A 26,976-nucleotide genomic window follows, 5' to 3' on the forward strand; every position below is an offset into this window, starting at 1 on the left:
CTCAACCCCTCCCGCGCTGCGTCGGATCGAGGATATCGCGCAGCGCATCGCCGACCAGGTTGAACGAGAGGGCGGTCAAAAGGATCACGGCGCCGGGAATGAAGACGAGCCAGGGGGCGGCCTGAAAATAGCTCTGGCTTTCGAAGATGATATTGCCCCAGGACGGTGTCGGCGGCTGCACGCCGATGCCGAGGAACGACAGGGTCGCCTCCAGAAGCACGGTGGTGGCAATGCCGAGCGTGCCCCAGACGATTGCCGTCGGCATCAGGTGCGGCAGGATATGGTGGAACAGGATGCGGACGTGGCCGGCGCCCAGCGAGCGCTCCGCCAGGATGAAGTCGCGCTCCACCAGGCCGCGGGTCTCGGTATAGACGATGCGCGCCACCTGCACCCAGTTGACCAGCGCGATCACCATGGCGACGATCCAGAGGCTGGGGCGCAGCAGTGCCGCCAGCACGATTGCCAGCAGCAGAGCCGGAAAGGCCATCATTAGGTCGGTGAAGCGCATCAGCGCATTGCCGACGAGGCCGCGCATATAGCCCGACAGGATGCCGATCAGAAGGCCGATTGTGACGGCGATGCCATTGGCGACGAGGCCGATGACAAGCGAGGTACGGGCGCCGAACAGCAGCCGCGAGAACAGATCGCGGCCGAGCGTATCGGTGCCGAGCAGGAACTGCGCGCTCGGTGGCATCGGCGCGCCTTCCAGCGTCAGGCCGTCGAACATCTGCTCATTGGGGCTATAGGGCGCAATCAGGGGGGCGGCGATGGCCATGAGGATAACCAGCGCGACGATCGCCAGGCCGAACAGGGCCGACGGCTGGCGGATCATGCTTTTCAGGATCCGCATCAGCCGGCCTCCGGCAACGGCTCGCCGCCGCCGAGGATCGAGGCTGCGACCTGCTCCATCGGCATTCGCCGCTGCATCGCGCAATTGCGCAGGATTGTGTAGGCGAGCTCCTCGTCGACCTTGCGCACGGCAATGATGCGCTCGACGGCCGCGTGGACCAGCGGGCGCAGGCGCACGCGCTCTTCAAGGTGCTTCATCTTGTCGATGACGGCCTTGCGCTCCTTGTGGATGCCGAGCGCCATGACGAGGGCCGGGTAGACGGCCGAGGACGCAAGCGGTTTTGCGATGATCGCGCCGACGCCCTGTGCCATCGCCCAGGCGATGCGGCCCGGGGCCTCGGAGCCCAGCAGCGCCACCAGCGGGCACGGTGCATCCTCGCCGCTCCAGGGCAACAGGCCATCGAAGCCCTGGTCCGCATCGACCAGAACGATATCGGGCAGGTCGCCCGCGTCAAGCGGTTCCCATTGCACATTCACGTGCAAGCCGATCAGTTTCAGCTGGCGTGTCAGGCGTTCTGTGTTGCTGTCTTCCCTGTGCAGGATCGTGGCCCGCCAGCCGGTGAAATTCGGTGTCTCCCTCATGACACGATCCTCAGCTGCGGCGGCGGACGCATTCGCCGGCCGGTGAGGTAAGGGTCGGCGGCGATGGCCGGCTGCGAGGCGATGATGTCGAAGCCGCCGCTGTCGTTGATCCGGCCGAGATGAAAGGGAAGGGCCGCATGGCGGGTGTCCGGGCTGATCAGGATTGGCCCGAGAACGGTCGGAAGCGGCGTTGCCGACAGAAACCGCGACACGGCGGTTGGATCGTCCGTTCCGGCTGCGATGATAGCCTCCGCGCAAAGCTTTACGGAGGCATAGGCGCTGGCGAAGATGCTGGAAACGCGTCGGTCAGGCCCGAAGCGGGCTGCCACCTGCGCCTTGAAGGCTGTATTCTCCGGCGTGGCGACCGTGTCGAAATAGGCCGCGGCGCAGAGCTGGCCGGTGGCGACGCCAAGGCCGATGTCGGGGATTTCGCATTCCTGCAGGTCGCAGCTGACAACCGGGCAGTTTTCCGGGCGGAAGGCCGGATCGCGCGCGCCGAGCGCGCGGATGGCGGCGAGAAAGGCATAGCTCGAAGGGCCGACGAGGTTGTTGAGGATGAAGCTCGGCCGGCGCTGTTCGATGTCGAGCACGATGCGCTCCACCGCGGTCTCTTCGAGCGGCAGATAGCGTTCGCCCAGCACTTCGCCGCCGGCGTCTTCGATCAGTTCCCGGGCAAGGCGGTTCATTTCCCAGCCCCAGACATAGTTTGCGCCGACCAGATAGGGCCGGCGGCCGAAGCGCGGGATCAGATAGTCGAACAGCGGCAGCAGGTGCTGGTTGGGGCAGCCGCCGGTATAGATGACGTTGTCATTGGCCTCGAAGCCCTCATAGGGGCACATGTACCAGAGCAGGCCGTCATGCTTTTCGACGAGCGGTATCACCTCCTTGCGGGCAAGCGAGGTGATGGTGCCGATGATGTGCCGGCAGCCGTGATCGCGCAGCATCGAACGGGCGCCTTCGAGATAGGCGGCGATATCGGCATGCGGATCGATGAAGACCGGTTCGATGGCATTTTCATGGGTAGCGCGGACCTGTTCGATGGCAAGCTCGGCGCCATCGCGTCCGTCCCGGCCCATCCCCCCATAGGGGCCTGTCGTCGAATAAAGAATGCCGATCCGTACCGTGTTTTTCATCGATCCGCCAAAACCAAAAACCCCATGATGCCGACCCATCGGTGATGGGAGCATCATGGGGCCAAACTGCCCGTCGACCATATGGTCATGTGAAGGAAGTGCTTAATCTGTCGGCAGGATTAAAATACGGGCAGGTCTGTGATGTCAAGCGCGATTCGCCGGTCTGGCCCGGCGCGTGAATGGCCGCTTGAGGCGATCAGCCTTGCGCGGTTGCGTCACTTTGACGTCTTTCACGAAATCGTCAGCCGCTCCTACTTGCAGTTTGATCGTGCCGCGACTATCTCCACACCGTATATGTTACCGGTCACACCCTCATGAGTAGGTGCGCCGGACGGGATATCCCGTTGAGATGGTGAGGGCACTCACAATCCGGCATCTGCAGCCGTTGCGTTTCGGCAACAGTAAAAATCCCAACAGACATTTATGACAAATAAGACTGTAATTTTTATTGTTACAGTTCCTCATCCATGTAATCTCGGCATGCGGTCTTGACCGCTGCCATTGGGGCTTGAATCGATATTTGGGGTCGGGGACGCTGATTTTCAGCCACGGAAACCTGTGCCCAATCGAAACTTGATTGGATCCGAAATGACTATAAAGGCTTTTCTCTTTGCGTCCGCTGCGGCGTTGAGCACAGCAAGCGGCGCATTTGCCGCCGACGCTATTGTCGCGGCTGAACCTGAGCCGATGGAATACGTACGCGTCTGCGACGCGTTCGGTACTGGCTACTTCTACATCCCGGGCACGGAAACCTGCCTGAAGATCGGCGGTTACATCCGTTTCCAGACCGACTTCGGTCGCGATGAGTCGGGCACGTCCGACTGGAACACCAAGACCCGCGCACAGATCGACTTCACGGCGAAGAACGACACGGAATTCGGTACTTTGGCCAGTGTGATCAGCCTGCGTACTGAGGCCAAAAATCCCTCGGGCGACAACACCTTCCTCAACGAAGGCTACATCGACATCGCCGGCCTCCGCATCGGCATGCAGTACAACTGGTGGGATGACGACATGAGCGGCGAGACCGACGTCCTTGCCAGCAATGAAACCCGTCACAACGCCATTCGCTACCAGTACGAAACGGACGCCTTCAAGGCGGGTATCGCCGTGGAAGAGCTGGAAGACACCGCGCGTCCGAACAATGTTGGTATCATCGGTCAGGTTTCCGGCACGGTCGGCGTTGTCACCGCTTACCTGCTTGGCGGTTATGACACCGATAGCGAAGAAGGTGCTGTCCGCGGCATCGTCACCGCGGATATCGGACCGGGCCAGCTTGGCGTTTACGGTGCCTATGCTACCGGTGCGAACTACTACTACGAAGAGTCGGAATGGACTGCCGGTGCTCAGTATGAGCTGAAGATCAACGACAAGTTCGCGATCACTCCCGGCTTCCAGTACTTCAGCAAAATCGCCCTCCGTGCGGATGGCGACGGCTTTGGCGGCGGCGATGCATGGACCGGCGGCGTGACCGTCGACTACAAGATCACTGACGGCCTCAAGAGCAAGGTGAGCGTTCAGTATCGTGACGAAGACGATGCCGACGACGAAGTGTTCGGCTTCGTTCGCCTGCAGCGCGATTTCTAAGTCGCACTCTGGCATACGGCCGGCCGTGCAATCGCGCGGCTGGCCCATGGTTCGTCACGGATTTGATTGACCTCCGATCAGTGACGGGGACGGCCCGGTTCCCTCCGGCCGTCCCGCACGACCGGGAAAGTTCCCTTTCAGGGCGCGAGCGTCCTACCCAGCGGACATTTGCCGCCGTCGATGGTCGCCAGTTCCGCGATGGCGTCCTCTACCGATTTTTCGCCCAGCAGGCCAAGCAGCGCCTGCTCCGCTTCCTTGCCGAGTTTCTCCGACCATTCGTTGATATTGCTTGAAATGAAGCATTCGGCGGGAATGTCGTCGCGGGTGGCCCAGATTTTCTTGTCCGGTGTCACGGCAAGATAGATCTCGCTCAAATAGATCGCACTGGCGGGCCGGCCCAGCCGATAGCCGCCCTGGTATCCTTCGGACGACACAAGGATATTCTTCTGCATCAATGGGGCCAGCAGCTTGCGCACAAGACTGGGCTTGGCATCGAGTTTCGCTGCCAGCGTATCGCTCGTCGAGCGAGTGTTGTTCTTTTCGTTGACGGCAACTGTAATAATAATCTGCAGAGCCGAAGAGAAGCGTGTGTCCATCATGGAAGCACATACTAATGCAGGCTTTTGAAAAAACCAGACGGTTAGTGCAGACATAGCAAAACTCTCCGGCGGTTTTAAGCCAGAGGCATCGTCAGCAGTAGAACCGCACCGGCCGGGAACAGATCGTCGTTCCTTCTGACCGAGCTTTGCCCGGTTTACATCGGTAACCGGGTGCCAACTGGAGATGGGGATGAAAAAAGCCGAATTCAATAGGGGAGTTACTCATATTGAGGCCCCTCCGTGTATAATTTTGATCTGAAGCAAGAGAGAGTGGCGGAGCAGGGGGGCGTTCCATGCTCATTGGATTTTCATGGGGCGGGAAGAACGGAGCCGCTTTGCCGCGGATTGCCGGGTTGCCTGGCAGGCTTCGCCGCAATGGCACGGTACACCGCAGAGGGTCGCCGCCGGTAGCGCGAGAGATGTAACCGACCGATGGCAACAGGAGTCCAGCCCGTCCCGGACCGATGGGTCGTCATCGATGACATAAACGATCGGCCGTTCTTCCTGCACATTCCTATGTCGTCCCGGGGAACAATGGCAAGGTGACACCGAACACACCATGCGGAAAGGAGGGTACCGCATATCCTCGCTCTCCTATCCAATCCATGGAGCTGGCCGGAGCGGGAGAAGCATGTGTGTGCTCAACCGGGTGCCAGGCATCGGCGATGCCGGCCAGTTACCTGACCTCCACCGCCTCCAGCACCCATGCCGTGCGGTCGGCCAGTTCGGAGATTACGGCCAAATAGGTCTGATAATGCCGGGTCTTGCGATGCGCCTCGACGGCGGCGGCGTCCAGATACAGCTCGTCGAGTACGTAGCGCTCGCTATGTGCCAGGTCGCGCCAGACATCCCAACGCAGGTTGCCGGGTTCCGCCCTGCAAAGCGGGGCCATCCCAACGAGCAGTGCTCGCAATTCAGCGGCCTTGCCGGGATGAGCAGTCAGGATGGCTGTGATCTTGGCCGGCGATTGCGTCATACCAAATGCTCCCCATGAAATGCGCACGTGCATTCGTTTGAGCGGGCGGGGCGAGAGGTTGCAAGCATGAGATTACGGTATGGAACGCACGCCCGAATATCTCAGTCTGCGTCTCAACAATTCACGCCGGAACGGCAGCCCGTCTGAGGGCAGCGACCAACTCTTTCCCCAGCGGTCCCGCCGAGGCGGGGTTCTGTCCGGTGATGAGCCGGCCATCAACGATGACGTGAGGTTCCCAGTTGGATGCGGACGAGTACTCGGCACCCTCCGCTCTTAGCGCGTCCTCGAGTTCGTAGGGCACGTCATCGCGGGCGTAGTCGTACTCTTCCTTCTTCGAGAATGACGTAAGCTTCTTGCCGCGCACGAACGGTGTGCCATCACCGAGGTCTACGCTGAGCAGCGCGCACGGACCGTGACAAACAGCGGTCACGAGCTTGCCCGTGCTCCAGGCGCGCTCGATGGCCTTCTGTACATCCGCATTGCGTTGGATGTCGACCATGGGCCCGAGGCCGCCGGGCACCAGGATGGCGTCGTAATCCGCAGCGTCCACTTCGGACAGCTTGCGGCTGTGATTCAGCCGCCGAAAAGCCTTGCTCTCGAGAAACTCCTTTTGGGCGGGATCGCTCTCGTCGTACGCGTCGTACGGCGTCCATCCACCAGCAGGTGATGCGAACTCCACTGCAATCCCCGCCTTGTCGAGCACATCGAAAGGATGAGCAACCTCGGCGAAAAAGAAGCCTGTCTTGCGGTTGTGCGGACCGATCACCGCTGCGTTGGTGACGATGAACAGGACATGTTGGGTCACGGTCTTCTCCTTCAACGAATGATGATACGTTCAGGCATTCATGGCCGCCCTACCGATCGCAAGGTCGATGCTTCCGATCAGGGCCCGTCCTGTCGCGTAAAGGCGACGAGCGCGCCGCTGGCATCGACGACAGCGATACTGTGAGAGCAATGCCAATGCTCGCGGCATCGTCTTGCTCGCCTTTCTCGATCCAGAAACCAATCGTTTCGGACCAGGCACGCGTTCTCGGCATGGCCGCCAGAGCGGTCATTTCTTCAGATACAAATAATTCTATCGTTGGATACTTGCCGCCGGTACGCCTGCGTTCTCGCCATCGTGGTTCACGAGCTTGTTTATCATGGGAGGCGGCACATCGGTGGTTAAATGAGGTAAAACCCAAGACGCTCCCGAAAACTGGAGGGAACAAGGGTCTCAGGTCAAAGAGCAGCTCTGGCCGCGGCTCGCACAAGAGCGCTGGAGATGCGGCGATCGGGTCAGATCGGTGACGACGCATTCCATCGGCTGGAGGAAGAGCTCGACTGGCTCGAACTCGGTGCCGCCGCTCGGATTTCGGAATGAGTGGCAAGTACGACGTCGGCATCATCGGCAGGCGAACGGGTTCTGTCGCAAACTTTTGGAAAGGTTACGGAAACAGCTATCGCTGGACACAGTTTTGCTGCCAGCGCGGCGAATTGCTGAAATGCGGATTGGCCACTCGTTGGAAATTGCCGCTTGCGGATCATATGCCCCACTTCGATGCCATCCAGCGTTGCTGACGCAGACTGAAAGGATTGGAAGCCTTTCATCGGACGGGTCAGCTTCTTGAGAAACCGGTGGTCTAGCTCGATCATGTTGTTGAGGTATTTGACCTGCAGGATCTCGATCCGCCAGAACCATGCCTGCAACAGCAGCAGCCAATTCATGTTTTGCAATCCTGCCAGGTTCGCACCGCTCTTGTCGATGACGACCTTTTCAGACCAGACGTTGTTCTCTGTTGCCATGACCATCCAGGTTGCAAATCCGTCGCAAAGTTTGCGACAGAACCGGCCGACGTGCTCAGACTGCCCGAAGAAAATCTCAAATACGCTTGGCTTGCTCAATCGGGAGAAGCGCCTCCGGACACTGTACTCGTGGTTCAGATTTCGTCGTCTTCCGAAATCTTGCGCAGCAGGTAGAGCAGCGCCACGCGTTCCGCCGGATTGAGCTTTTCCATAGTGAGATCGGTGATCAGACTCGCCCGCGGATACATGGCGTCAAGCACATCCCTGCCAGCAGGCAGAAGCGACATGATGACCTTGCGTCCGTCCTGCGCGTCCTTCGAGACTTCGATCAGGCCGCGTGCCTTCAACCGGTCGATGATGCCCCGGATTGTTGCCTGATCGACTGCGGTCGCCTTGACCAGTTCGGCCTGGGAACTGGGGCCGTTGTCGCGTAGCGCACAAAGCGTCACGAACTGCACCGAGGTTAAGTGCGGATCGCTGGCGTTTTCCTGGAAGATGGCAAGATGCTTCTGGTAGGCCTTGCGCATCAGGTGCCCGACCTGATCGGTGAACCTGTAGCCACCGATCTGCCGATCCGGCTTTTCCTGCTCGTCCGACATCTGGCCCGCCCTTTCAACTATTTGGTCCCGGATCGACGGGAAGCTTCGCCAGGCCTATGACGATGCTCCCCGTCTTTTTGATTAGATCGCCCTCTCCGGAAGAGCAATCTTTGGCATCAGCCCAAGGGCTGCCCGGCCTTTATTTCCAGTTGTACTGCATTTCCTTGACGGCGATGTCTCCGTCGAGAACCATCGGCTCGTCGTCGAGGAAGAGCGAGCAATTGCGCATCGGGATATCGAGATGACAGGCGGTGTCGTTCGGGCCGCCGAGTTCGTTGTTCGGGCCGGTGGAGAACATCACGTTGCCGTAGAACGAGCGGGCCTCCATGCCCATGCCGCCCGGGAATTCTCCGGGCACCATGCGATGCCACTTGGCGTTCTGATTGAGGCCCCAGCCGACATGGCTCATGCCCATGCCACGCGGATCGTTGAAGCCGGCCATGTAGGATTTGACCAGCTCGGCGTCGAGGCCGCCTCTGATATCAGTGATCCAGCCATTTTCGATCGTATAGATGATCGGGTCGCGCACATAAATATTCTGCGGCAGCAGGATATCGCCGGGGGCAACGACGATTGTGCCGTCTACACCGTCGTCGTCACCACCGGTGAACACAAAACCGGACGGCCAGTGGTCCCAGCGGCCCGGCTCGTCCGTGCACGCATATTCCGTGATGGCGGGATAGGTGTTGAGCTTGTAGGTGACATCTGTGCCATGTGCGGAGGTGATCCGCATCACCTTTGCCTTGGACAGGAGTTCGCCGGCAAATTCGACGCGCTCGCGCAGTTCCTTCGTCGGCAACATGCGGGCGAGAAGTTCTGGCGGTTCGACAGCGGTGAGAATACGCGTGCCGGATGCCTGTATCGCCATCTGTTCCGGGCTGAAAAGCAGGAAGATGCAGTCGATCAGCATATCGGCGGCCTTCAGGGCCTCGACCGCTTCCGGCATGGCTGCGAGGCCCGTCTGGCCAACCGCCCATGCACCTGCCGGCGGCACCGGCGGCAACCGCATATGGTACATCTTGGCGCCAAGCCGCATACCCGCCGCCATGAAGGCGTCGGCGTAATCGAGGCGCTCGTTGCCCTGGGTCAGGACGATGAGTTTTTCGCCCTCGTGGACGCCCGACATCTTCAACTGATGCAGGCAGATTTCCGTGAAGCTGAAATGATCCATGCTCGTTCCCTTTTATTGATTGAAGGCGTGGGTGTTTCGTCCCGTCAGGGACATTCGGATGTGACCTTGGCGATTTCGGCGATCGCCTCTTCACGCGAGACGACGTCGCCGTATTTGCTGTCAATGTCGAAAAGATTGGCATTGTGCGGATCTGGATGCCGGTCGCCGACGCAGTCGCGGACGACGATCGTGCGGAACCCGTGCTGGACGGCATCCACCGCGCTGGCGCGGATGCAGCCGCTCGTCGAGCACCCCGCGAGCACGACCGTGTCAATGCCCTGCGCATGCAGATGCGAGGCGAGGCTGGTGCCGAAGAAGGCGCTGGCATACTGCTTGACGATGACAAGTTCGCCGGCAGCGGGCGGGACTTCGTCGCAGAATTCCGCCAGCACATTGCCCTCGACCATGGCTTTCATCACCGGCGACTTTTTCACCCACATGCCGCCATCGGCGCAGTTTTCCGCGAGGTACAAGATGCGTGTGTGAATGACAGGCACCTTTGCGGCCCGTGCGGCGTCGATCAGCTCCGGCGTGCGGGCGACCGCTTCGACCACGCCGGGCGCATAAAGCGGTGCGCCTTCGATCGTGTAGGCCTTGAGGAAATCGATGACGAGAAGGGCCGGCCGCTGGCCAAAGCCGATGCGGTTGCCCCAGACACCTTGATAATTGGCTTTAGCACTCTGCATGACGCTCTCCTCAATAGGCGCCGGACAGAAGCGCGCCGGCACCCGGCGAAACGGCTTCCAGCCCGAGCGATTTCAGCATGCAATAGGTGGTTGCGGCGGCGGCCGTGATCACCGGCTTGCCGGTCATGGCCTCGACCTTGGCGATCACGGGCAAAGACGGCATCTGGACGCAGGCCGACAGCACGATGACATCGACATCGGTCAGATCGAGCGTCTGCACGATGGCCGGCAGATTATTGGGATCGTGGCGCGCGACATCGAGATTGTCTGGAATTTCCAGCGCCCGCCAGTCCATCACCTCGAAGCCTTCTTCGCGGATGTAGTTGACGACGAGTTCGGTGAGCGGCTTCATATAGGGTGCCACAACAGCAATCTTCTTCGCCTTCATCACCTTCAGCCCCTCGATCAGCGCGCCGGCGCTGGTGACGACCGGGATGTTCGTACCTTCGTCGATCGTGCGACCGGTCAGGCGCTTTTCCGACTGGCGGTGATAGCCGAGCCCCATGGCCATGATGGCGACCAGGCAGGCATAACCCAGAACATCGACGCGGGCGTCCGACAATTCGATCGCGCAACGGTCCGATTCGGCGTCCATCGCCGCCAGCTCTTCCTTGACCACCTTTTTCATGCGCATGCGGCTGGAGTGGAAGGTGAAGCGCTCCGGGCGGATCGATTGCCGTGCCGTCAGCATCGCCGGAATTTCCGTTTCCATCGTCGTGTTGGAGCTCGGCACGATCTGGCCGATACGGTAGAATTTCTGCACGGGTGGGCTCCTTTGATCAATGAGCGGGCGCGGATAGGCGTTCTCGTTGCGGCAATAAAATGGCGGACCAAAGGCCCGCCGTCGGTGATTATCGGACGAGGAAATCTCCAAGCGCTTCGAAAAATCCGTCGAAATCGTCCCATGGGATCATGTGGCCGGCATTTGCCGCACGGGTGATCTCTATTGCGGGATTAAGCGTGTGGATTTCCGCCTCGTCCTCCGGTGCGATCACGCCGCCGCGCCCGGCGATCATCAGCATTGCAGGCTGCTTCAGCGCCTTGAAATCGGGGAAGATGTCGTCCGTGTGAAAATCCTCGAAGGCCGTGACGATGGCCGGCTCGTAGCAGGTGTGCAGCCATTCGGCGCGAAGCCTCAGCTGGTCCTGGTTCCAGGTCGGGCAGAACGCCTTCATCCCCTCCGCATCGATACCTTTTACCGCAAGACGGATCGAATCGACATACCAGGGCAGCTTGCTCGGATAGGGCCGGCGACCGGGGCCGGAGACCGGCGGGTCGATCAAAGCGAGACGGGCAAACCCGGTCTTTCCCGATGTCGCCGCCCGCATCGCGATGCGCGCACCCATGGAATGACCGAGAAGGGCAGGGGCGGAGAGACCGAGCGCATCGGCAAAGCCGACGACATCGGCCGCCATGGCATCAAGGCCATAGTCGAGGTCCGGTCCGGTGGAGGACAGGCCACGGCCGCGCACGTCGAGCACGTAGACATCGTGGCGTTCCGCCAGCTGCTCGGCGACGAAGCCCCAGGTGATCGCCGGGCTGGTGATGCCGGGAATGAGAATGAGGGCAGACCCCTTGCCGCCGTAACGCAGGTAGTGCTGTCGAATGCCATTGGCAAAGACATTGGCGCCGTAGAGGAGGGGGGCGCTCATGCGACGCTCTTGTCCTGGAGTGGCTCGGCATAGACGTCGTAGCCATAGACCCAGGACGGATCTTCCTGCGTCAGCAGGAATGTGTTGGCGTTGGATACGGTCTGCACGCGGGTGGCACGTTCGCGACGATTCGCCTCGTAGAGTGCGAAGGCCGCGGAATAGGCATTCGGGCCTGTTTCCTGAAGGCAGCGCGTCAGCATCGCCGCATCCTCGATCGCCATGGCGGCACCCTGCGCCATGTGCGGCTTCATTGGATGGCAGGCGTCGCCGAGCAGGACCATGCGGCCCTGGCTCCACAGCGGCAGGGGATTACGGTTGAACAGCGGCCATTTCGTCACCTCATCCGTCGCCTCGATCAGCGCCTGGATGACGGGATGATAGCCGGCGAAAGCCGCGAACATTTCCTCGCGGCTGCTCTGGACGAAGGCGCCGTCGAATTCCCAGGCGGCGTGCGGTACGCCGGTCACGTAATAATACTCGTCGCGACGGCTCGTGGTATAGTACACCATCATATGACGGTCCGGTCCCCACCACTTGACGCAGTCCTCGAAGGTGAGATCGAACTTCTTCAGCTTTTCGGCGGAGATCATGGCGCGATGGCCAACCCAACCGCTGTAGTTCGGACGCTCCGCACCCAGCAGAGTTTCACGGACACGCGAATTGATGCCGTCGGCGCCGATGACGATTGCTGCGCGGGTGGACGTGCCGTCCTGGAACTCCAGGTAGACATCGGAGCCATTGTCCTCAAGCCGTGTCAGCCGCTTGTTGAATTCCACGGTGCCGGGCGCCATCGTATCCATCTGCAGGGCGGACAGGTCGCCGCGATGCACCGTGCAGTAGGTTGCCCCGTACCCTTCGAGCGGAATGCGGGACAGATATTCGCCGGTCATGCCGTTTCTGCTGAACCAGTGGCTCGGCGTGCTGCTGATGTCGATCAGTTTTTGGTCCATGCCGATGCGCTGGAAGATCTTGAGAACGTTCGGCCCCATATGGATGCCGGCGCCAAGGCGGGTGAAGCTCGGCGCCTGCTCGAAAATCTTCACGTCGAAGCCGGCTGACTGGAGAAGCGCACCCGCCGCGGCCCCGCCGAGCCCTGCGCCGATGATTGCGATCGTCTGCTTCTCCGTCGTCATGGGCTGTCCTTTGCCGCAATTGAATTTGGTTGCCGATTATTAAGTGTATACGCTTTAAAAAGCAAGCCAAAAATTCCGGCACTCAGCTGAATCCTTGCCGAAGAACTAGCCATTACGCTGATTTATGCGGCATTCCGGCTGATTTTCTCCGGTGTATTTTTGCTTGAACGATCTTACTTTAAAGCGTATACACTTTTTATTGAGCGTACGGAGAAGCGGGAAGCGATATGGGCACTGACCGGGCGGGCAGGATGAGGATGGGTGCGGAAGCGGTTTCCGCAGTGTTGTCTTTGCTGCGGTTGCGTCGCTGAGGATGTGCCGTATGAGCAAGGCCTTCCAGCTCGATGTCAATGGCTCCCAATGGGCCGTCGAGGCCGATCCGAAGACGCCGCTACTCTATATTCTCAGAAACGATCTTGCGCTGAACGGCCCGAAATTCGGGTGCGGTCTCGGCGAGTGCGGCGCCTGTTCCATCCTGGTCGATGGCCGGGCCGTACGCGCCTGCACCATTCCGCTTTCGGCGGTCGGGTCGCGCTGCGTGACCACGCTGGAGGGCCTTGGTGACGGGGACAATCTTCACCCCGTCCAGCAAGCCTTCATAGACGCCGCAGCCGCGCAATGCGGCTATTGCCTGAACGGCATGATCATCGCGACTGTCGCCTTGCTCCAGCAAAACCCGTCGCCGTCCGAGGCGGACATCCGCGAGGCGCTTCGCCATAATCTATGCCGTTGCGGAACGCATATCGAGATTCTTGCCGCCGTCCGCGGCGCAGTCGAGTTGTCACAGGCCGACTTGCGAAATGAAGCCGCACGGAAGGTTGCGCGAATGAGCGGTGGTGCGACCGAGACATTGGAGCGGCCGCAATGACGGTGGAGCGCGAAACATCGAAGGACGACCATCTTTCCAGGGAAGAGTTGCTTGCCGTTCTGTCGGCCGGAGCAAGCGGCGAGGGCGAGCTCTATCTGACGATCGGCGCGGATGGGCTCATCACAGCTTTTAACGGGCATGTCGATCTCGGCACCGGCATTCGCACGTCGCTTGCGCAGATTGTCGCCGAGGAATTGTCAGCTCCCTTCGAGCAGGTTCAGATGGTGCTCGGAGCCACATCCGTCACCCCGAACCAGGGTGCGACGATTGCAAGCGAGACGATCCAGGTGACGGCCACGCCGCTGCGGCTGGCCGCGGCGACGGCGAGACACTTTCTCCTGGCGAAGGCCGCGCGGCTGCATGAGTTGCCGGTCGAAAGCCTCATTGTCGAAGACGGGATCATCAGGACGGCAACGCTTGAAAACTGGAGCATGACCTTCGCCGAGCTCGTCGCCGGCGATCATGTACGCCTGACCATTGACCCGGAAGCACCGCTGAAGCCGGTGTCTGATTACCGCATCGTCGGCGCGTCGCGCCCGCGCGTCGATATCCCGCAGAAGGCGACCGGGCGCTGGACCTATGTGCACGATGTGCGTGTGCCTGGCATGCTGCATGGCCGCGTCGTGCGCCCGCCCTATGCCGGTTTCGATCACGGGGAGCATGTCGGGGCGAGCCTGATCTCGATCGACGAAAGCTCCGTTGCCAATGTTGCCGGTCTGGTTGCGGTCGTCGCGATCGGCGACTTCGTCGGTGTCGTCGCCACACGCGAGGAAAATGCCGCTCTGGCCGCGAAACAGCTGAAGGTTCTTTGGCGCGCCGCGCCGGAACGGCCGGATCTCAACGCGCCGGAAGAAGCGCTTCGTGCAAACCCTTCAACACCGCGCAAACTGGCCGACCGTGGCAATGTTGATCTGGCCCTGGCCGGTGCGACGACCGCGATGGACCGGACCTATGTCTGGCCTTACCAGATGCATGCCTCGATCGGACCGTCCTGCGCCGTCGCGGATTTCCGCGAAGAGGGGCTGACGGTGTGGTCCGGTACGCAAAACCCTTTCCCGATGCGCCGCGACCTGTCGATCCTGCTCGATCTGCCGGAAGACCGCATCACGGTTGAACGGCTCGAGGCGGCCGGATGCTACGGGCGCAACTGCGCCGACGACGTGACGGCGGATGCGGCGCTCCTGTCGCGGGCAGTCAATGCGCCCGTCCGGGTGCAGCTCACCCGCGAACAGGAGCATGCCTGGGAGCCGAAAGGGGCGGCTCAGGTGATTGACGTGCGCGGCGGCCTCGATATCGACGGAGGCCCGTCGGCCTATGATTTCGAAACGCGCTATCCCTCCAATCTCGCGCCGACGCTTCCCCTTATCCTGACCGGCAAGATACCGGCTGCGCCAGATACGCTGCAGATGGGCGACCGCACGGCGATCCCGCCCTATGCCTATGGCAATCTGCGTGTCACCGTTCACGACATGCCGCCGATCGCCCGGGCCTCCTGGTTCCGCGGCGTCTCGGCCATGCCGAACACGTTTGCCCATGAATCCTTCGTCGACGAACTGGCGACGGCAGCCGGCGTCGATCCGATCGAATACCGGCTGCGCTACCTGCAGGACCCGCGTGCCATCGATCTCGTACATGCGGTGGCCGAGCGCGCAGGCTGGGTGCCCCACACCAAGCCGGGCACGCTGGGCGGGGAGGGCGATCTGCTTTACGGCCGCGGTTTTGCCTATGCTGTCTACGTGCATGGCAAGTTTCCCGGCACGGCGGCAGCCTGGGCGGCCTGGGTCACCGACGTCGCGGTCAATCGCAAGACCGGGGAGATCGCCGTCACCAAGGTGATCTGCGCGCAGGATTCCGGCCTGATGATCAATCCCGATGGCGTTCGGCACCAGATCCACGGCAACATCATCCAGTCCACCAGCCGCGTGTTGAAGGAAAAGGTCGATTTCTCCACGACAGCGGTCACGTCGAAGGAATGGGGCGGCTATTCGCTGATCACCTTCCCGGAGGTGCCCGACATCGATGTCCTGATGATCCCGCGTCCGGACGAGCCGCCGCTGGGTGTCGGTGAATCCGCCTCGGTTCCGAGCGCCGCGGCGATCGCCAATGCCGTTTTCGACGCGACGGGTATCCGTTTCCGCGAGCTGCCGCTGACGCCGGAGCGCGTGCTGGCAGGGCTGAATGGTGGCGGGCAGGCGGAAACGCCCGCGCAGCGGAAACGCACCGTATGGTGGAAATTCGGCCTGCCGATTGCGGGTGGTCTTGCCGCCGTCGCCGGCCTTCTCACGATGGGATCTCCATGGCGGACGGCGATCAGCCCGATCGAACGGCCCGATGCCAATGTCTACAGTAGCGTGACGATCGAGCGCGGCCGGCTGGTGGCTGCGGCCGGCGCCTGCAATGTCTGCCATGTCGGCACTGATGGTCTCGCCTTTGCCGGCGGGCGCCGCTTCGACACGCCGTTCGGCGCTGTCTATGCGACAAACATCACACCTGACGTGGAAAACGGCATCGGCGGCTGGTCCTATCCTGCCTTCGAGCGCGCCATGCGACAGGGGATCAGCCGTGACGGCCACCATCTTTATCCGGCTCACCCCTACACCTCCTTTGCCGGTGCCGAGGATGCCGACCTGCAGGCGCTCTACGCCTACATGATGACCCAGACGCCGGTGGCGGAAAAGCCGACCGAAACGAAGCTGAAATTCCCCTTCGGCATCCGGGCGCTGATGGCCGGCTGGAACGCCATGTTCCTGAAAGCCGCACCTTTCCAATACAATCGGGCAGAGGATGCCGAATGGAACCGGGGGGCCTACCTGGTAGAAACGCTCGGCCACTGTTCTGCCTGTCACACGGAGCGCAATGTGCTGGGGGCTGAAAAGGGCGGCAAGGCGTTTCTATCGGGCGGATTCGCCGATGGCTGGGAAGCGCCCGCGCTGAACGCTCATGCGAAAAGTCCCGTCTCGTGGACGAAAGAGGCTTTCTACAACTACCTTCGCAGCGGTCATGCACGCGATCACGGCAGCGCGGCCGGTCCGATGGCAGATGTCGTTTCGGCGCTGGCGCCCTTGCCGGATGCAGACATCCGCGCCATGGCGACCTATCTGGCCAAGGGGAGCGCACCCGCCGGAGCCGCGGATGAGGTCACGACAGCGCAGACGGTGGTCGCTGCAAGCGTTTCGGCACAAGCCGATGCCGCCCGTCTTGCGCCGAAAGGTGCGCGGATCTTCGAGGGCGCCTGCGCTTCCTGCCATACGGGCACGAATGCGCTGTCGTCGCTGGCCCTCAACAGCAACCTGCACAGCGACAGCCCGGATAACCTGCTTCAGGCCATCCTCAACGGCGTCGAGGCACCGGCCATTCTGGCGCAGACCACGGGGCGGGAGACGCCGGAGATCATGTCGATGCCGAGTTTCCGCGATACGCTGGACGAACAGCAGATTGCGGACCTGGCCGCCTATCTGCGGGCGCGGTTCGCTCCGGGCAAGGCCTCCTGGGACGGGATCGGCGACGCCATGCGGCGCGTCGGCTCGGTGGTGCACTGAGATGGACAACCGCCCTGCACACGTCTTTGCAACGACAACCGACGAAAGCAGGGCGCTTTTCTTCAATCCGACCGCTGCTTTCCGCCCCTCCGCCTACTGGTTCTGGCACGCGATACCGGACGCGGAAACCTGCAGGCGGCAGCTCGCCGATTTCAAGGCGCAGGGTTTCGGCACGATACTGATCCAGGCGCGCATCGCCTTTCCACGCCATCTCTACATGTCGGAAGCCTTTATCGTTGCCTATCGCACGGCTATCGGCATAGCCGGCGAACTGGGCCTCAAGACCGGCATCTACGACGACTACAACTGGATCAGCGGCCACGCCGGTGGTCGAACGGTCGAAGGGCGCGACGACCTGCGCGAACGGCACCTGTTCTGGGCGACGACAGAGGAAAGGCGAGGCGCGATCAGCGGCATTCAGCCGCCTTTCGTCCAGTCTATGGGGCCGGACATCATGGGCTGGCAATATGAGAATGGCGCGGTCCTCTGGGGCGGATGGGCCATCGAGGCCGCCTTGCTGCACGACGCCGACGATGTCGACACGTCCAGGATTGTCGAGGATGTCACCGATCGTGTCGCATTGACCGGCTGCGATGCGGTTTCCTGCAGCTACGCCTTTGATGGTGAGGTGCCGGCGGGACGGAAGCTCACGGTCTTCGTCAGCGCCCGGTCGGCCAGTTCGCGGCTGATCAATTACCTGATGCCCGCTGCGGCACAGCGGTTCATCGCAGTCGGGATCGAACCCATCGTTGCGGCGCTGGGGGGGCTGGTTCACGATCCGCTGGGTTTCGTCTTCTACGACCAGCCGGCTGCGGGCTTCTATCGCTGGGACCAGATCAGCGGCAATCTCGGCAACAGCCTGCTTTTTGTCGACGAACTCCGCAACCGCGTCGAGAATGCAACGGAGGCGTCGTTTCCGCGCGCGCTCATCTCTCTGCTTTACGGGGAAGGCGAAACGACGCTGCGCCTTCGGGCGAAATTCTACGAGACCTATTCGACCCTGATGAACGAGGCCTTCTTCGGGACGCTGCGGGCATGGGCGGATGAAAGGGGCCTCGTGCTCACCGGACATGAAATCCTGCCGCATGTCGGTTCCTGGTCGCTGAACGGCGGCTTTACCTCCATCGATCCGCGTGTGGCGCCGGCCACGGACTTCTTCGGCATCGACCGGTTCCGCCACGAGAGCGCCGTCGACGCCAATAATTTCACAGCACAACTGGCGCCGAAGCTGGGCGACTCCGTCGCCCGTTCGAATGGACGCAGCCGTTGCGTCGTCGAAACCTATGCCAGCGCGCTGCGCGCTCCCGTGCGTGCCGCCGGCCAATGGGAGTTGACGCTTCAGACGATGCGAGCACAGGCGATCAGGCTGTATTGCCTCGGCGCACGGCAATTCCTCTGGCACGGTGTCTACCAGACGGATGGCAGCCATACCAACACGACGCCCTTCCTCAATCCGCGGTTTGATTTCGGACCGGGCATCAATTTCGAGCCGTGGTGGCCGTATCACCATCTCTTCGCCGAGGAAACGGCGCGGATTTCCGCCTTCATCGAGCCGGCGACGCCGCATGCGCCGGTGGCCATTCTTTATCCCCTGCACACCGCCTGGGCGGAAGGTCCGCGCCATGCGCATGCGGACCATACTGGCGCATGGTGCGAACATCTGTTGGCACTCGGCTGCGATTTCATGTTGATCAGTGAGGATGACATTGGGTTGGCGGACATCCGGGATGGACGGCTATCGACGTGTTCCGGGCTGACGTTCGATGCTGTCGTCCTGCCGTCCGCCACGGTGATGCAGTCAAGCGCGACACTGGACAAACTGGTCGGCCTGCGGGCGTCCGGCGGCGCGGTCTGGTGCTCGGGGGCCATGCCGTCGGTGCTGTGTGACGGGCCTATGCCGGTACTCGGCAATTGGGCGAGTGTTCATCTTGCCGATCGGCCGGATGTCGTGTCGATTGTGGCCTTGCTCGAAACCCTGCCGAAACGGGGTCCGCTGCTTTCGACGTTAACGGGTGAAAAGCCGTGGCAATGGATCGGCCGTGAGCCGGACGGAAGCTGGCGTGTCGTTCTGTTCAACGACGGCCCCGAGCCAGCGTCATGCGATCTGCATCTTTCGACAGGCTTCGACTGCGAATTCTGGCATCCGGCAACGGGCGGGATCACGAATGAGGCCGGGCTTTCATCCCTCAACATTTTGATCGAGCCACAAATGGTGTGGTGCATGCGGCTGCTTCCGATTGACGGGGCAGGCGGGCGTGGTCTGACGATTTCGGAGTTTGCGTCGCCACGCGGCCCGGTCGCGGTGCTCGCAAAGCGATGGACGTTCCAGGCTGGAGCCAGCGAGGCGACCGCGCCGATCTCGGTTGCAAGCGGCTGGGAAGGTCAGGGTTTCCCCGATTTCTCCGGCACCGGCATCTATCGCAACAGGATCAGCATCGAGACTGCCGGTCGCTGGGTGCTGGAACTCCCGCGGGTGGAAACGGCCGCCGCCGTGTCTCTCGACGGCATCGAGATCGGCCGTCGCGGCTGGAGCCCATACCGGTTTGAGTTGGGCCATCTTGCGGCCGGAAGCTACGATCTTGAAATCGCCGTCTCCAATACGGCCGCAAACCGCTATTATGCGGGAACGCCCTACCAGGGCGAGACTCTCGACGCGAGCGGGTTGCTTGCCGCCCCACGCCTGATTGCCCTTGAAGCAGACCAGACCGGAACGACATCATGCTGAAGCACACGACCATTCCCCTTGATCGCGCCTGGAACAGCTGGTCCACCCGACCGGCCGAGATGGTCTTCCTGCCGCTCGGCGTGCGCATCACGCCGGTGCTCTATTCCACCCGCAGCCGCACCGTCTCGTTGATCGAGCCGCGCAGGGACAACGTCCGGCTCGGCCGCCACGGGATCGACGGTTCGGTGGTCGAGCTGGAGACGGAGCATTCCGGCACGACGATCGCCCTGTCGGCGGCGAAGACAACGCCTTTTGCCTTTCGCGGCAGCTGGAATGGTACGCAGCCCGGTGAATGGGGCCTGCGTTTCTGGGTGACGATTGCGATTTCCGCCGAGGGCGGCGAAACGGTTCGGTTCGATGAAAAGCAAGGCGTTGCCGTCGTCAAGGTCGGAACGCGCTTCGTTGCTGTGGCCACGGGCGAGGCGCCGGTGCAGGTGACGGGTCATACGACGATCGATGATCTGCGGGCCGATTTCGAAGCGAACGGCTATTTCCATCTGGCAAGCCGCAGCAGCGAGGCACCGGTGCTGGCGCTCCGCTTCAATCTCGAAATGATGCGGCAGGGCGCCTATGCCGCCGCCGTTGCCGACAGCGCGGAACTGGCGGTCACCGAGGCGCGCGCTTGCCTGAATGCGGGTGTTAAGGCGTGCGCGCCGGCTATGCATGCGGGAGATTATGCCGGAGCGCTGGACGCCATCCGCGATGTCGTCGCCTGGAACACGGTCTGGGACGAAACCAACGCGCGGCCCTATACCGCCGTCACCCGCATCTGGAACCTCGGAAAGTTTGCCGTCTGGTACAACGACCAGACCTTTGCCGCCCTTCTCGCCGGGGTGTTCGACGCCGATCTAGCCCGCGAAAACATGGCCGTGGCGCTGGCCGGCGCGACGCCGCAGGGCAACATTGCCTGCATCGTCACCTCGAACGACGCCTGGGTCGACCGGACGCAGGCGCCACATGGCGCTCTGGTGGCATGGCTGCTCTATCAGCGCACCGGCGAGCGATCGATTTTGGAGGCAAGCTACACGGCACTTGCCCGAAACCAGCGCTGGTGGCGAACCCACCGCGATCCGGACGCGACTGGCCTCGTTTCCTGCGGCACGTCCGATGTCGGCGAAGGCCTGTACAAGGGCACGGCGTTCGGCGCCCGCAACGAGACCGGCATGGACAATTCCGCAACCCATGACGAGGCGATCTATCAGCCGGAAACGCGGACGCTGTCGACCTTCGATCTCGGCATCAATTGTGCATTGGCGCTGGATGCGGAAATGCTGTCGAACATGGCGAGCGTGCTCGGGCATCACGACGATGCGCGCGAATTTGACGAGGCGGCGGCGCGCAGTCGCACGCTGATTTCCGAACAGCTTTGGGACGACGAGCGCAAGATCTTCGCCAATCGCCAGCGCAAGGGCGGCTTCGTACGTTCGCTCTCGCCGACGAGTTTTTATCCTTTGCTGTGCGGCGCGGCGACGCAAGAGCAGGCGCACCATCTGCTCGAACACCTGAAAGACGAAAAGACTTTTGCCGGCCCCTATCCGCTGCCCAATGCGACGCGCGACGATCCGGCCTTTGCCGATAATGTCTATTGGCGTGGCCGCATCTGGCCGAATGTCAACTACATGGTCTGGCTCGGACTGCGGCGTTACGGGTTCCTTGCCGAGGCGAAGACCTTGGCCGATCAGAGCCACGCGCTGTTCATGCAATCCTGGCAAAGCCAAAGGATCGCCGCAGAAAACTACAACGCCACAACAGGCGAAGCCATGGACCAGGGCGACACCGACCCGTTCTACATCTGGGCGGCCCTGCTGCCGCTGATGGCCGTCGGCGAGGTGGTCGATTTCAACCCGTGGTCCGGATGGACAGTGTCGAATTCCGGCGGCGACGTCACGCTCGGCCCGATGCTGTCGCCGGCGGGACAAATCGACGTCTCTATCTCCGCCGGCGTCATGACCCTTCGACGGCACGGCCGACCATTCATGACTTCGACGCTGCGAACGACGCTGTCCAGGATTGCAATTGCGGGGGCTTCTTTTTCCTGCGTGATCGGACCGCTCCACGTGCCAGGTTCGCTGGCCTTTCCGGGTATTTCCGTCGACACGGTGGTGGCGCTGCAAATCGATGGCGAGAGCCAAAGCTTAAGTCCCGGCGACGCGCTTGAAATCGAACTTTCCGGCTCGAAGGCCCCCCGGCGCCTCGACATCTATTTTCGTGCCGTTGCAGGCACGGTTTGAGCGTGAGTTGCTTGACATAAATCAAGCCTTGACTTATTAATTTGTACACAAACAAAAATAACAAAAAGAAAACTGAAACCAGAGGGTCAGAACAAAGGAATGACTTCAGATTGAGGATAAAAATCGGACGATAACAATCCTACGGATTGTCGCTTCGATTATGCTTTCAAGTCACGTTTAGGCGGAAGTCTGGATGGTTTTTGCCTTGGCTGTTGCGGAATTCGATTTCCGGCAGAACGCAGTCGGCTGACTTGTGGTATTCTCTTTTGGATGTTGTTTCAGGTTGCGTCTTTTCCGGTTTTTAATTTGCATACAAACTAATTTCCTTCTTTGTATGTGAATGTTCGATGCCTTTGAATGCTCCGCGCGGAGTGTAGATGCAGTCGCTGCGCCGCGGATTTATCTGAGATCAACCGATTCAAAGAGGGTAACATCATGACTGAAATCACAAGACGCAACGCACTCAAGCTGATGTCGGCAACGTTTGTCGCCGGTGCCGCCGTTTCCATGCTGCCGAAAATGGCCTTTTCGGCCGGCACGATCACCGTCCTCAACTGGCAGGGCTACGGCACGGATGAAGCCTGGTCGATCAAGGCCTTCCAGGAAGCGACCGGCATCGAGGTCGTGCACGATTACTACAGCTCGGAAGCCGAAATGCTGACCAAGCTGCGCACCAATCCGGGCACCTATGACCTCGTCGTCCTCAATGCGGCGCGCTGCGCCCAGGCCATGGCGGAAGACCTGATCTCGCCGATCGACTATGCCAAGGTGCCAAATATCGCCTCGGTCGCGGCAAACCTGCGCTCCAACGAGAACTTCAACAAGGACGGTGTCGGTTATGCGGTTCCGTGGGTCTGGGGCCTCACCGCTATTGCCATGCGCGAAGGCCTGCCGAAGGCGGACAGCTATGCCGTGTTCGGCGATCCGGCCTACAAGGGTCGCGTCGGCCTTCAGGATGATGCCGTCGGCGCTATCGCCGCCGCAGCCCTTCTGACCGGCCAGGATATGAACAATCCGAAGGATCTCGACCTCGTCAAGGAAACCCTCAAGGGCTTCAAGCCGAACGTCAAGCTGCTCTGGTCGACCGAGGACCAGTGGAACAAGTCCTTCGCGGCCAAGGAATTCGACGTGGCGATGTATTGGTCCGGCGGCGCGGTGCGTTCGCGGCGCGTCAGCAAGCTGCCGGTCGATTTCGTCGTTCCAAAGGAAGGCGGCATCGGCTGGGTCGATGGTCTCGGCATCCCGGTCGGCGCCCCGAATGCCGAAGGTGCGCATGCTTTCGCGAACTGGATGATCGATCCGAAATTCTATGTCGAATGGGCAACCAAGGCCGGCGCTCCGGCGTCCGCCAACACCGCTGCCATGGAAAGCCTGCCGGCCGACGACCTCAGCCGTCAGATCCACAAGCCGGAATACATCGCCAACATGAGCATCATGTCGGCGCTGCCGGATGATCGCCGCGAGGCCTTCAACAACCTCTGGCAGGAAGTGAAAGCCTTCTATGCGGAGTGATACCATCCTCAACGATGCGGCGCGCGGATCTTCGGATCCGCGCCAGCGCCGCCCGATCCCGGCCTGGGTCGCCACGACAGCGCTTCTGCTGCCGACCTACGGCTGGCTGACGCTGGCGGTTCTGTTGCCGCTCCTGACGATGTTCGTTTTCAGCTTCATGTCGGCGACGCCGATGGGCAAGACGCCCATCGTCTTCACGCTGAAGCACTACCGCGCCTTCATCGACCAGCCCTATCTGATCAACATCGCCTGGACCTCGCTGGTCATCGGCTTCTGGACGACGCTGCTCTGCGCCGTTTTCGGATTTCTCGCCGCGGTCGCGCTGGCACGAGCGACGGTCGGGCGAATGCGCGAGACATTGCTGGTGCTCCTCCTCCTGCCATTCTGGACGAACGGGCTTGTCCGTGTCTTCTCCTGGACAATGGTCCTTCGGGAAAACGGCTTCCTCGACGGCGTGGTGCATATGCTGCTACCGGATATAGGATCCGTATCCTTCCTCTATACCCGTTATGCGATCGTTCTCGGCCTTGTCCACGGCTACCTCCCTTATATGATCCTCACCTGCTATATCGCCCTATCGACGATCGATGATGCAATCATCGAGGCGGCGGCGAGCCTCGGCGCGCGCTGGTGGACGATCCTTCTGCGCATTCTCCTGCCGCTTGCGGCACCCGGCCTGATTTCCGGAGCGGTGCTCACCTTCGTGCCGGTCATCGGATCCTTCATGGAGCCACGCATCCTTGGCGGCAAGGTAGGTGTGACCATGGGCACGGTGATCGAGGACCAGTTCACCCAGGCGTTTAACTGGCCGCTCGGGGCTGCCCTGTCGTTCACGCTGCTCGCCGTCGTTCTCGCGATTTTTGCAACCTTCTCCGGCGTCCTGCGCCGCGGCACGACGGCATAGGGGAGTGCGAAGATGAGACAGCTTGGCCGTATCTACCTTCTGGCGATCCTCTTTTTTCTCTACACGCCGATCCTGGTGATGATGGCGATGGGCTTCAACGAATCCCAGCTCTATGAACTGCCCTTCAGCTTTTCCACTCGCTGGTACGTTGCCCTGATGGACAATCAGCAGCTCCTGAAAGCCGGTATGAACAGCATCATCATAGCGGTGATTACCGCTGTGATCGCGACCTGTCTCGGTACGATGGCTTCTATTGCGCTATCCCGGCGCACGTTCCGCGGAAAGAGCCTGTTGCAGTTGTTGCTTCTGCCGCCGATCGCCATCCCTTGGCTGATCACAGGCACCGCCATGCTGGTGTTTTTCTACTGGTCCGGCATCGGGCGCGGGATGCACGCGCTGCTTATCGGTCACGTCGCGTTGGCGATCCCCTATGTCGTGCTGGTGGTCGGCACGGGTTTCAACACGATCCGGGCGGATCTCGAAGAGGCGGCGATGAGCCTTGGTTCCACGCCGATTCACGCCTTCTTCGCGGTGACGCTTCCGCTTCTGTTTCCGAGCATTCTGGGTGCGGCGCTCTTTGCTTTCGCCGTTTCCCTCGACCAGTTCGTGATTTCGTATTTTCTTGCCACGCCCGGCTACTCGACGCTGCCGGTGCAGATCTACTCCGCGATCCGCAAGGGCTTCACGCCCGAAATCAACGCCATATCGACGCTGCTTCTGCTCGGCTCGATGGCTGCGATCCTGATCTTTGCGCGCTTCGCCAAACCCGGAGATGTCAGTGACAAACGTTAATGTAAACGCGGTCGCCAAGACCTACGGCACGACGCCGGTTCTGACCGATATCTCCACGGACTTTCCGGAGGGGTCTTTTACCAGCCTTCTCGGACCGTCCGGATCGGGCAAGACGACATTGCTGCGCATCATCGCCGGCTTCATCCGGCCGGACGAGGGTAAAGTCAGCATCGGCGGCAGGGACGTCACGCATGTTCCGGTCTGGGGCCGCAACATCGGCATGATGTTCCAGTCCTACGCGCTGTTCCCGCATATGACGATTGCACAGAACGTCGCCTTCGGCCTTGGCCGCCGCGGTATTCATGGCGCCGAAGCGCGCAAGCAGGTCGATGCGGCGCTGGAAATGGTCCGCCTCCCCGGGTTTGCCGATCGCATGCCGAAACAGCTCTCCGGCGGCCAGCAGCAGCGCGTTGCGTTGGCCCGCGCCATGGTCATCAAGCCAAGCGTCCTGCTACTCGATGAACCACTATCGGCGCTCGACCGTCGTCTTCGCCAGGAAATGCAGGTGGAATTGCTTCGCATCCAGCGTGAAACCGGCCTGACAACCATCTTCGTCACGCATGACCAGGAAGAGGCACTGACACTGTCCGACAAGGTCGCGATCCTGGACAAGGGTCGCATCGTCCAGATCGGCGACCCGGAAACGGTCTATGAAAAGCCGCTGACACGGTTTGCTGCCGAGTTCCTCGGGGATTCGAACTTTCTCCAAGGTAAAGTCGAAAGCGGTGCCGTCCGTCTCGCCGATGGCACCGTGGTTCATGTAACGGGTGCCTTGCCGGCCGATGGCGCGCAGGCGACGCTGGCGGTGCGTCCTGAAAAGATGTTCGTCGTCAAGGACACGTCTCCCGGCAACCGACTGACGGCGCGCATCACAACGGTGATCTATGCGGGCCAGGCGCTATCCTACATTCTGGAGACGGCTGACGGGATGCAGGTCAAGCTCTTTGCCCAGAACCGCGACGGTAATCTCCTCAAACAGGGCGAGACGGTCGTGCTCGGTTGGTCTGCCGACCACACCGTTGCCGTTGCGGACTGAACCGATGCTGATCGAGCCGATCCCGAAGAGCACACTGCATCTGGTCATCGACATGCAGCGCCTGTTTGCCGAGGAGACCGCCTGGCACACGCCGGCGATCCAGACGATCCTCCCGAACGTCGTCCGGCTGAGCCGCGAGCGGCAGGCGGACACGCTCTTCGTGAAGTTCATCGTGCCGCAGCGCGCCGAAGACGCCAAGGGCCGGTGGAAAAGTTATTATCGCCGCTGGTCCATGGTTACGGGCGAGGCTCTTGCTCCGGGAATGCTCGATCTGGTCGAGCCTTTGGCCGCGCTCGCCGGGACGGATTCCCAGGTGGAGAAGGAGACGTTTTCCGTTTTCGGCGTTTCCGGTTTTGCCGGAAGGCTGGAGGGGGCGGGCATCGACACGCTGGTGTTTAGCGGCGTCGAAACCGATGTCTGTGTGCACGCCAGTGTGCTTGATGCGATTGATCTCGGATTTCGTGTGATCGTTGCGGCCGATGCGGTGGCAAGCGGCGACAAAACGGCTCATACACTGGTTCTTGAGCATCTTTTGCCGCGTTTCGCGGAACAGTTGGAAATCGCGACAACGCAGGCCATTCTGGATGCCTGGGCGTCCTGATGGATGTTCCGAGCGA

22 protein-coding genes and 1 pseudogene are annotated in these 26,976 nt (G+C 61.3%); 10 read left to right on the top strand and 13 right to left on the bottom strand.

What is annotated here, in order from left to right; genetic code table 11:
• Window position 1: 1 nt before the first annotated feature.
• Genes J2Z75_RS06405 through J2Z75_RS06415 form a run of 3 tightly spaced genes read right to left on the bottom strand, consistent with a single transcriptional unit; the run spans window position 2 to window position 2,564 of the window.
• Window positions 2-850: an ABC transporter permease gene (locus J2Z75_RS06405; protein WP_209849440.1), complete on the bottom strand. Its 849-nt coding sequence runs from the start codon at window positions 848-850 to the stop codon at window positions 2-4.
• Entirely contained in the window at window positions 850-1,431 is a 582-nt protein-coding gene (locus J2Z75_RS06410) for an ANTAR domain-containing response regulator (protein ID WP_209849443.1), read from the bottom strand. The genes J2Z75_RS06405 and J2Z75_RS06410 overlap by 1 nt, the downstream gene beginning before the upstream one ends.
• Window positions 1,428-2,564, bottom strand: coding sequence for a transporter substrate-binding protein (locus J2Z75_RS06415; protein ID WP_209849446.1), 1,137 nt, complete (start codon window positions 2,562-2,564; stop codon window positions 1,428-1,430). Before J2Z75_RS06415 ends, J2Z75_RS06410 begins: the two co-directional genes overlap by 4 nt.
• A 588-nt stretch (window positions 2,565-3,152) precedes the next feature.
• Between J2Z75_RS06415 and J2Z75_RS06420 the strand changes: the two genes are divergently transcribed.
• Window positions 3,153-4,151, top strand: a complete 999-nt coding sequence (locus tag J2Z75_RS06420; RefSeq protein ID WP_209849449.1) for a porin — start codon at window positions 3,153-3,155, stop codon at window positions 4,149-4,151.
• 137 nt (window positions 4,152-4,288) lie between these two features.
• On the opposite strand, the gene J2Z75_RS06425 is transcribed toward J2Z75_RS06420, so the two are convergent.
• The 10 genes and pseudogenes from J2Z75_RS06425 to J2Z75_RS06470 form a co-directional block, all read right to left on the bottom strand.
• Window positions 4,289-4,960 (bottom strand): RrF2 family transcriptional regulator, encoded by a 672-nt coding sequence (locus J2Z75_RS06425; protein WP_209849454.1) that lies wholly within the window; start codon window positions 4,958-4,960, stop codon window positions 4,289-4,291.
• Between the two features lie 466 nt (window positions 4,961-5,426).
• Window positions 5,427-5,726 carry a putative quinol monooxygenase gene (locus J2Z75_RS06430; RefSeq protein ID WP_209849456.1) on the bottom strand — a complete coding sequence of 100 codons (300 nt, stop codon included), beginning with the start codon at window positions 5,724-5,726 and terminating at the stop codon, window positions 5,427-5,429.
• Window positions 5,727-5,847: 121 nt separating this feature from the next.
• The gene (locus J2Z75_RS06435; RefSeq protein WP_209849459.1) at window positions 5,848-6,531 is read right to left on the bottom strand and encodes a type 1 glutamine amidotransferase domain-containing protein; all 684 of its coding nucleotides are present in this window, start codon (window positions 6,529-6,531) and stop codon (window positions 5,848-5,850) included.
• 653 nt (window positions 6,532-7,184) lie between these two features.
• Window positions 7,185-7,508 (bottom strand): annotated as a pseudogene (locus tag J2Z75_RS06440) (DDE-type integrase/transposase/recombinase); the annotation flags it as partial.
• Between the two features lie 137 nt (window positions 7,509-7,645).
• A complete protein-coding gene (locus J2Z75_RS06445; protein ID WP_209849462.1) occupies window positions 7,646-8,110 on the bottom strand; it encodes a MarR family winged helix-turn-helix transcriptional regulator in 465 nt (154 codons plus the stop codon).
• 139 nt (window positions 8,111-8,249) lie between these two features.
• Window positions 8,250-9,281: a M29 family metallopeptidase gene (locus J2Z75_RS06450; RefSeq protein ID WP_209849465.1), complete on the bottom strand. Its 1,032-nt coding sequence runs from the start codon at window positions 9,279-9,281 to the stop codon at window positions 8,250-8,252.
• A 44-nt stretch (window positions 9,282-9,325) separates the two neighbouring features.
• Window positions 9,326-9,967: an N-carbamoylsarcosine amidohydrolase gene (locus J2Z75_RS06455; RefSeq protein ID WP_209849468.1), complete on the bottom strand. Its 642-nt coding sequence runs from the start codon at window positions 9,965-9,967 to the stop codon at window positions 9,326-9,328.
• Window positions 9,968-9,977: 10 nt separating this feature from the next.
• Complete coding sequence (locus J2Z75_RS06460; protein WP_327791241.1) at window positions 9,978-10,730, bottom strand: maleate cis-trans isomerase family protein; 753 nt, start codon at window positions 10,728-10,730, stop codon at window positions 9,978-9,980.
• 88 nt (window positions 10,731-10,818) lie between these two features.
• The gene (locus J2Z75_RS06465; RefSeq protein WP_209849471.1) at window positions 10,819-11,619 is read right to left on the bottom strand and encodes an alpha/beta fold hydrolase; all 801 of its coding nucleotides are present in this window, start codon (window positions 11,617-11,619) and stop codon (window positions 10,819-10,821) included.
• Window positions 11,616-12,752: an FAD-dependent monooxygenase gene (locus tag J2Z75_RS06470; RefSeq protein ID WP_209849474.1), complete on the bottom strand. Its 1,137-nt coding sequence runs from the start codon at window positions 12,750-12,752 to the stop codon at window positions 11,616-11,618. Before J2Z75_RS06470 ends, J2Z75_RS06465 begins: the two co-directional genes overlap by 4 nt.
• A gap of 322 nt (window positions 12,753-13,074) precedes the next feature.
• On the opposite strand from J2Z75_RS06470, the gene J2Z75_RS06475 reads away from it, so the two are divergent.
• The 9 genes from J2Z75_RS06475 to J2Z75_RS06515 all read left to right on the top strand — a co-directional run bounded on the left by J2Z75_RS06475 (window position 13,075) and on the right by J2Z75_RS06515 (window position 26,960).
• The gene (locus J2Z75_RS06475) at window positions 13,075-13,620 is read left to right on the top strand and encodes a (2Fe-2S)-binding protein (RefSeq protein ID WP_209849477.1); all 546 of its coding nucleotides are present in this window, start codon (window positions 13,075-13,077) and stop codon (window positions 13,618-13,620) included.
• Window positions 13,617-17,159, top strand: a complete 3,543-nt coding sequence (locus J2Z75_RS06480; protein ID WP_209849479.1) for a molybdopterin cofactor-binding domain-containing protein — start codon at window positions 13,617-13,619, stop codon at window positions 17,157-17,159. The genes J2Z75_RS06475 and J2Z75_RS06480 overlap by 4 nt, the downstream gene beginning before the upstream one ends.
• Before the next feature lies 1 nt (window position 17,160).
• A complete protein-coding gene (locus J2Z75_RS06485) occupies window positions 17,161-19,884 on the top strand; it encodes a carbohydrate-binding protein (RefSeq protein WP_209849482.1) in 2,724 nt (907 codons plus the stop codon).
• Window positions 19,878-22,115: an MGH1-like glycoside hydrolase domain-containing protein gene (locus J2Z75_RS06490; RefSeq protein ID WP_209849485.1), complete on the top strand. Its 2,238-nt coding sequence runs from the start codon at window positions 19,878-19,880 to the stop codon at window positions 22,113-22,115. The genes J2Z75_RS06485 and J2Z75_RS06490 overlap by 7 nt, the downstream gene beginning before the upstream one ends.
• 435 nt (window positions 22,116-22,550) lie before the next feature.
• Complete coding sequence (locus tag J2Z75_RS06495; RefSeq protein ID WP_209849488.1) at window positions 22,551-23,627, top strand: ABC transporter substrate-binding protein; 1,077 nt, start codon at window positions 22,551-22,553, stop codon at window positions 23,625-23,627.
• Entirely contained in the window at window positions 23,617-24,531 is a 915-nt protein-coding gene (locus tag J2Z75_RS06500; protein WP_209849492.1) for an ABC transporter permease, read from the top strand. The genes J2Z75_RS06495 and J2Z75_RS06500 overlap by 11 nt, the downstream gene beginning before the upstream one ends.
• A 12-nt stretch (window positions 24,532-24,543) precedes the next feature.
• A complete protein-coding gene (locus tag J2Z75_RS06505; RefSeq protein ID WP_037123389.1) occupies window positions 24,544-25,323 on the top strand; it encodes an ABC transporter permease in 780 nt (259 codons plus the stop codon).
• Entirely contained in the window at window positions 25,310-26,359 is a 1,050-nt protein-coding gene (locus tag J2Z75_RS06510) for an ABC transporter ATP-binding protein (protein ID WP_209849495.1), read from the top strand. The genes J2Z75_RS06505 and J2Z75_RS06510 overlap by 14 nt, the downstream gene beginning before the upstream one ends.
• A 4-nt stretch (window positions 26,360-26,363) precedes the next feature.
• Window positions 26,364-26,960, top strand: a complete 597-nt coding sequence (locus J2Z75_RS06515) for a cysteine hydrolase (RefSeq protein ID WP_209849498.1) — start codon at window positions 26,364-26,366, stop codon at window positions 26,958-26,960.
• Window positions 26,961-26,976: the final 16 nt, after the last annotated feature.

The sequence above is a fragment of the Rhizobium herbae genome, assembly GCF_017873135.1.
GTDB lineage: Bacteria > Pseudomonadota > Alphaproteobacteria > Rhizobiales > Rhizobiaceae > Pararhizobium > Pararhizobium herbae.

What these genes read in the sequence shown, in the direction of transcription:
- J2Z75_RS06405 (WP_209849440.1), bottom strand. Translation starts at nt 850, where the DNA reads ATGCGGATCCTGAAAAGCATGATCCGCCAGCCGTCGGCCCTGTTCGGC.
- J2Z75_RS06410 (WP_209849443.1), bottom strand. Translation starts at nt 1,431, where the DNA reads ATGAGGGAGACACCGAATTTCACCGGCTGGCGGGCCACGATCCTGCAC.
- J2Z75_RS06415 (WP_209849446.1), bottom strand. Translation starts at nt 2,564, where the DNA reads ATGAAAAACACGGTACGGATCGGCATTCTTTATTCGACGACAGGCCCC.
- J2Z75_RS06420 (WP_209849449.1), top strand. Translation starts at nt 3,153, where the DNA reads ATGACTATAAAGGCTTTTCTCTTTGCGTCCGCTGCGGCGTTGAGCACA.
- J2Z75_RS06430 (WP_209849456.1), bottom strand. Translation starts at nt 5,726, where the DNA reads ATGACGCAATCGCCGGCCAAGATCACAGCCATCCTGACTGCTCATCCC.
- J2Z75_RS06445 (WP_209849462.1), bottom strand. Translation starts at nt 8,110, where the DNA reads ATGTCGGACGAGCAGGAAAAGCCGGATCGGCAGATCGGTGGCTACAGG.
- J2Z75_RS06450 (WP_209849465.1), bottom strand. Translation starts at nt 9,281, where the DNA reads ATGGATCATTTCAGCTTCACGGAAATCTGCCTGCATCAGTTGAAGATG.
- J2Z75_RS06455 (WP_209849468.1), bottom strand. Translation starts at nt 9,967, where the DNA reads ATGCAGAGTGCTAAAGCCAATTATCAAGGTGTCTGGGGCAACCGCATC.
- J2Z75_RS06465 (WP_209849471.1), bottom strand. Translation starts at nt 11,619, where the DNA reads ATGAGCGCCCCCCTCCTCTACGGCGCCAATGTCTTTGCCAATGGCATT.
- J2Z75_RS06470 (WP_209849474.1), bottom strand. Translation starts at nt 12,752, where the DNA reads ATGACGACGGAGAAGCAGACGATCGCAATCATCGGCGCAGGGCTCGGC.
- J2Z75_RS06475 (WP_209849477.1), top strand. Translation starts at nt 13,075, where the DNA reads ATGAGCAAGGCCTTCCAGCTCGATGTCAATGGCTCCCAATGGGCCGTC.
- J2Z75_RS06480 (WP_209849479.1), top strand. Translation starts at nt 13,617, where the DNA reads ATGACGGTGGAGCGCGAAACATCGAAGGACGACCATCTTTCCAGGGAA.
- J2Z75_RS06485 (WP_209849482.1), top strand. Translation starts at nt 17,161, where the DNA reads ATGGACAACCGCCCTGCACACGTCTTTGCAACGACAACCGACGAAAGC.
- J2Z75_RS06490 (WP_209849485.1), top strand. Translation starts at nt 19,878, where the DNA reads ATGCTGAAGCACACGACCATTCCCCTTGATCGCGCCTGGAACAGCTGG.
- J2Z75_RS06495 (WP_209849488.1), top strand. Translation starts at nt 22,551, where the DNA reads ATGACTGAAATCACAAGACGCAACGCACTCAAGCTGATGTCGGCAACG.
- J2Z75_RS06500 (WP_209849492.1), top strand. Translation starts at nt 23,617, where the DNA reads ATGCGGAGTGATACCATCCTCAACGATGCGGCGCGCGGATCTTCGGAT.
- J2Z75_RS06505 (WP_037123389.1), top strand. Translation starts at nt 24,544, where the DNA reads ATGAGACAGCTTGGCCGTATCTACCTTCTGGCGATCCTCTTTTTTCTC.
- J2Z75_RS06515 (WP_209849498.1), top strand. Translation starts at nt 26,364, where the DNA reads ATGCTGATCGAGCCGATCCCGAAGAGCACACTGCATCTGGTCATCGAC.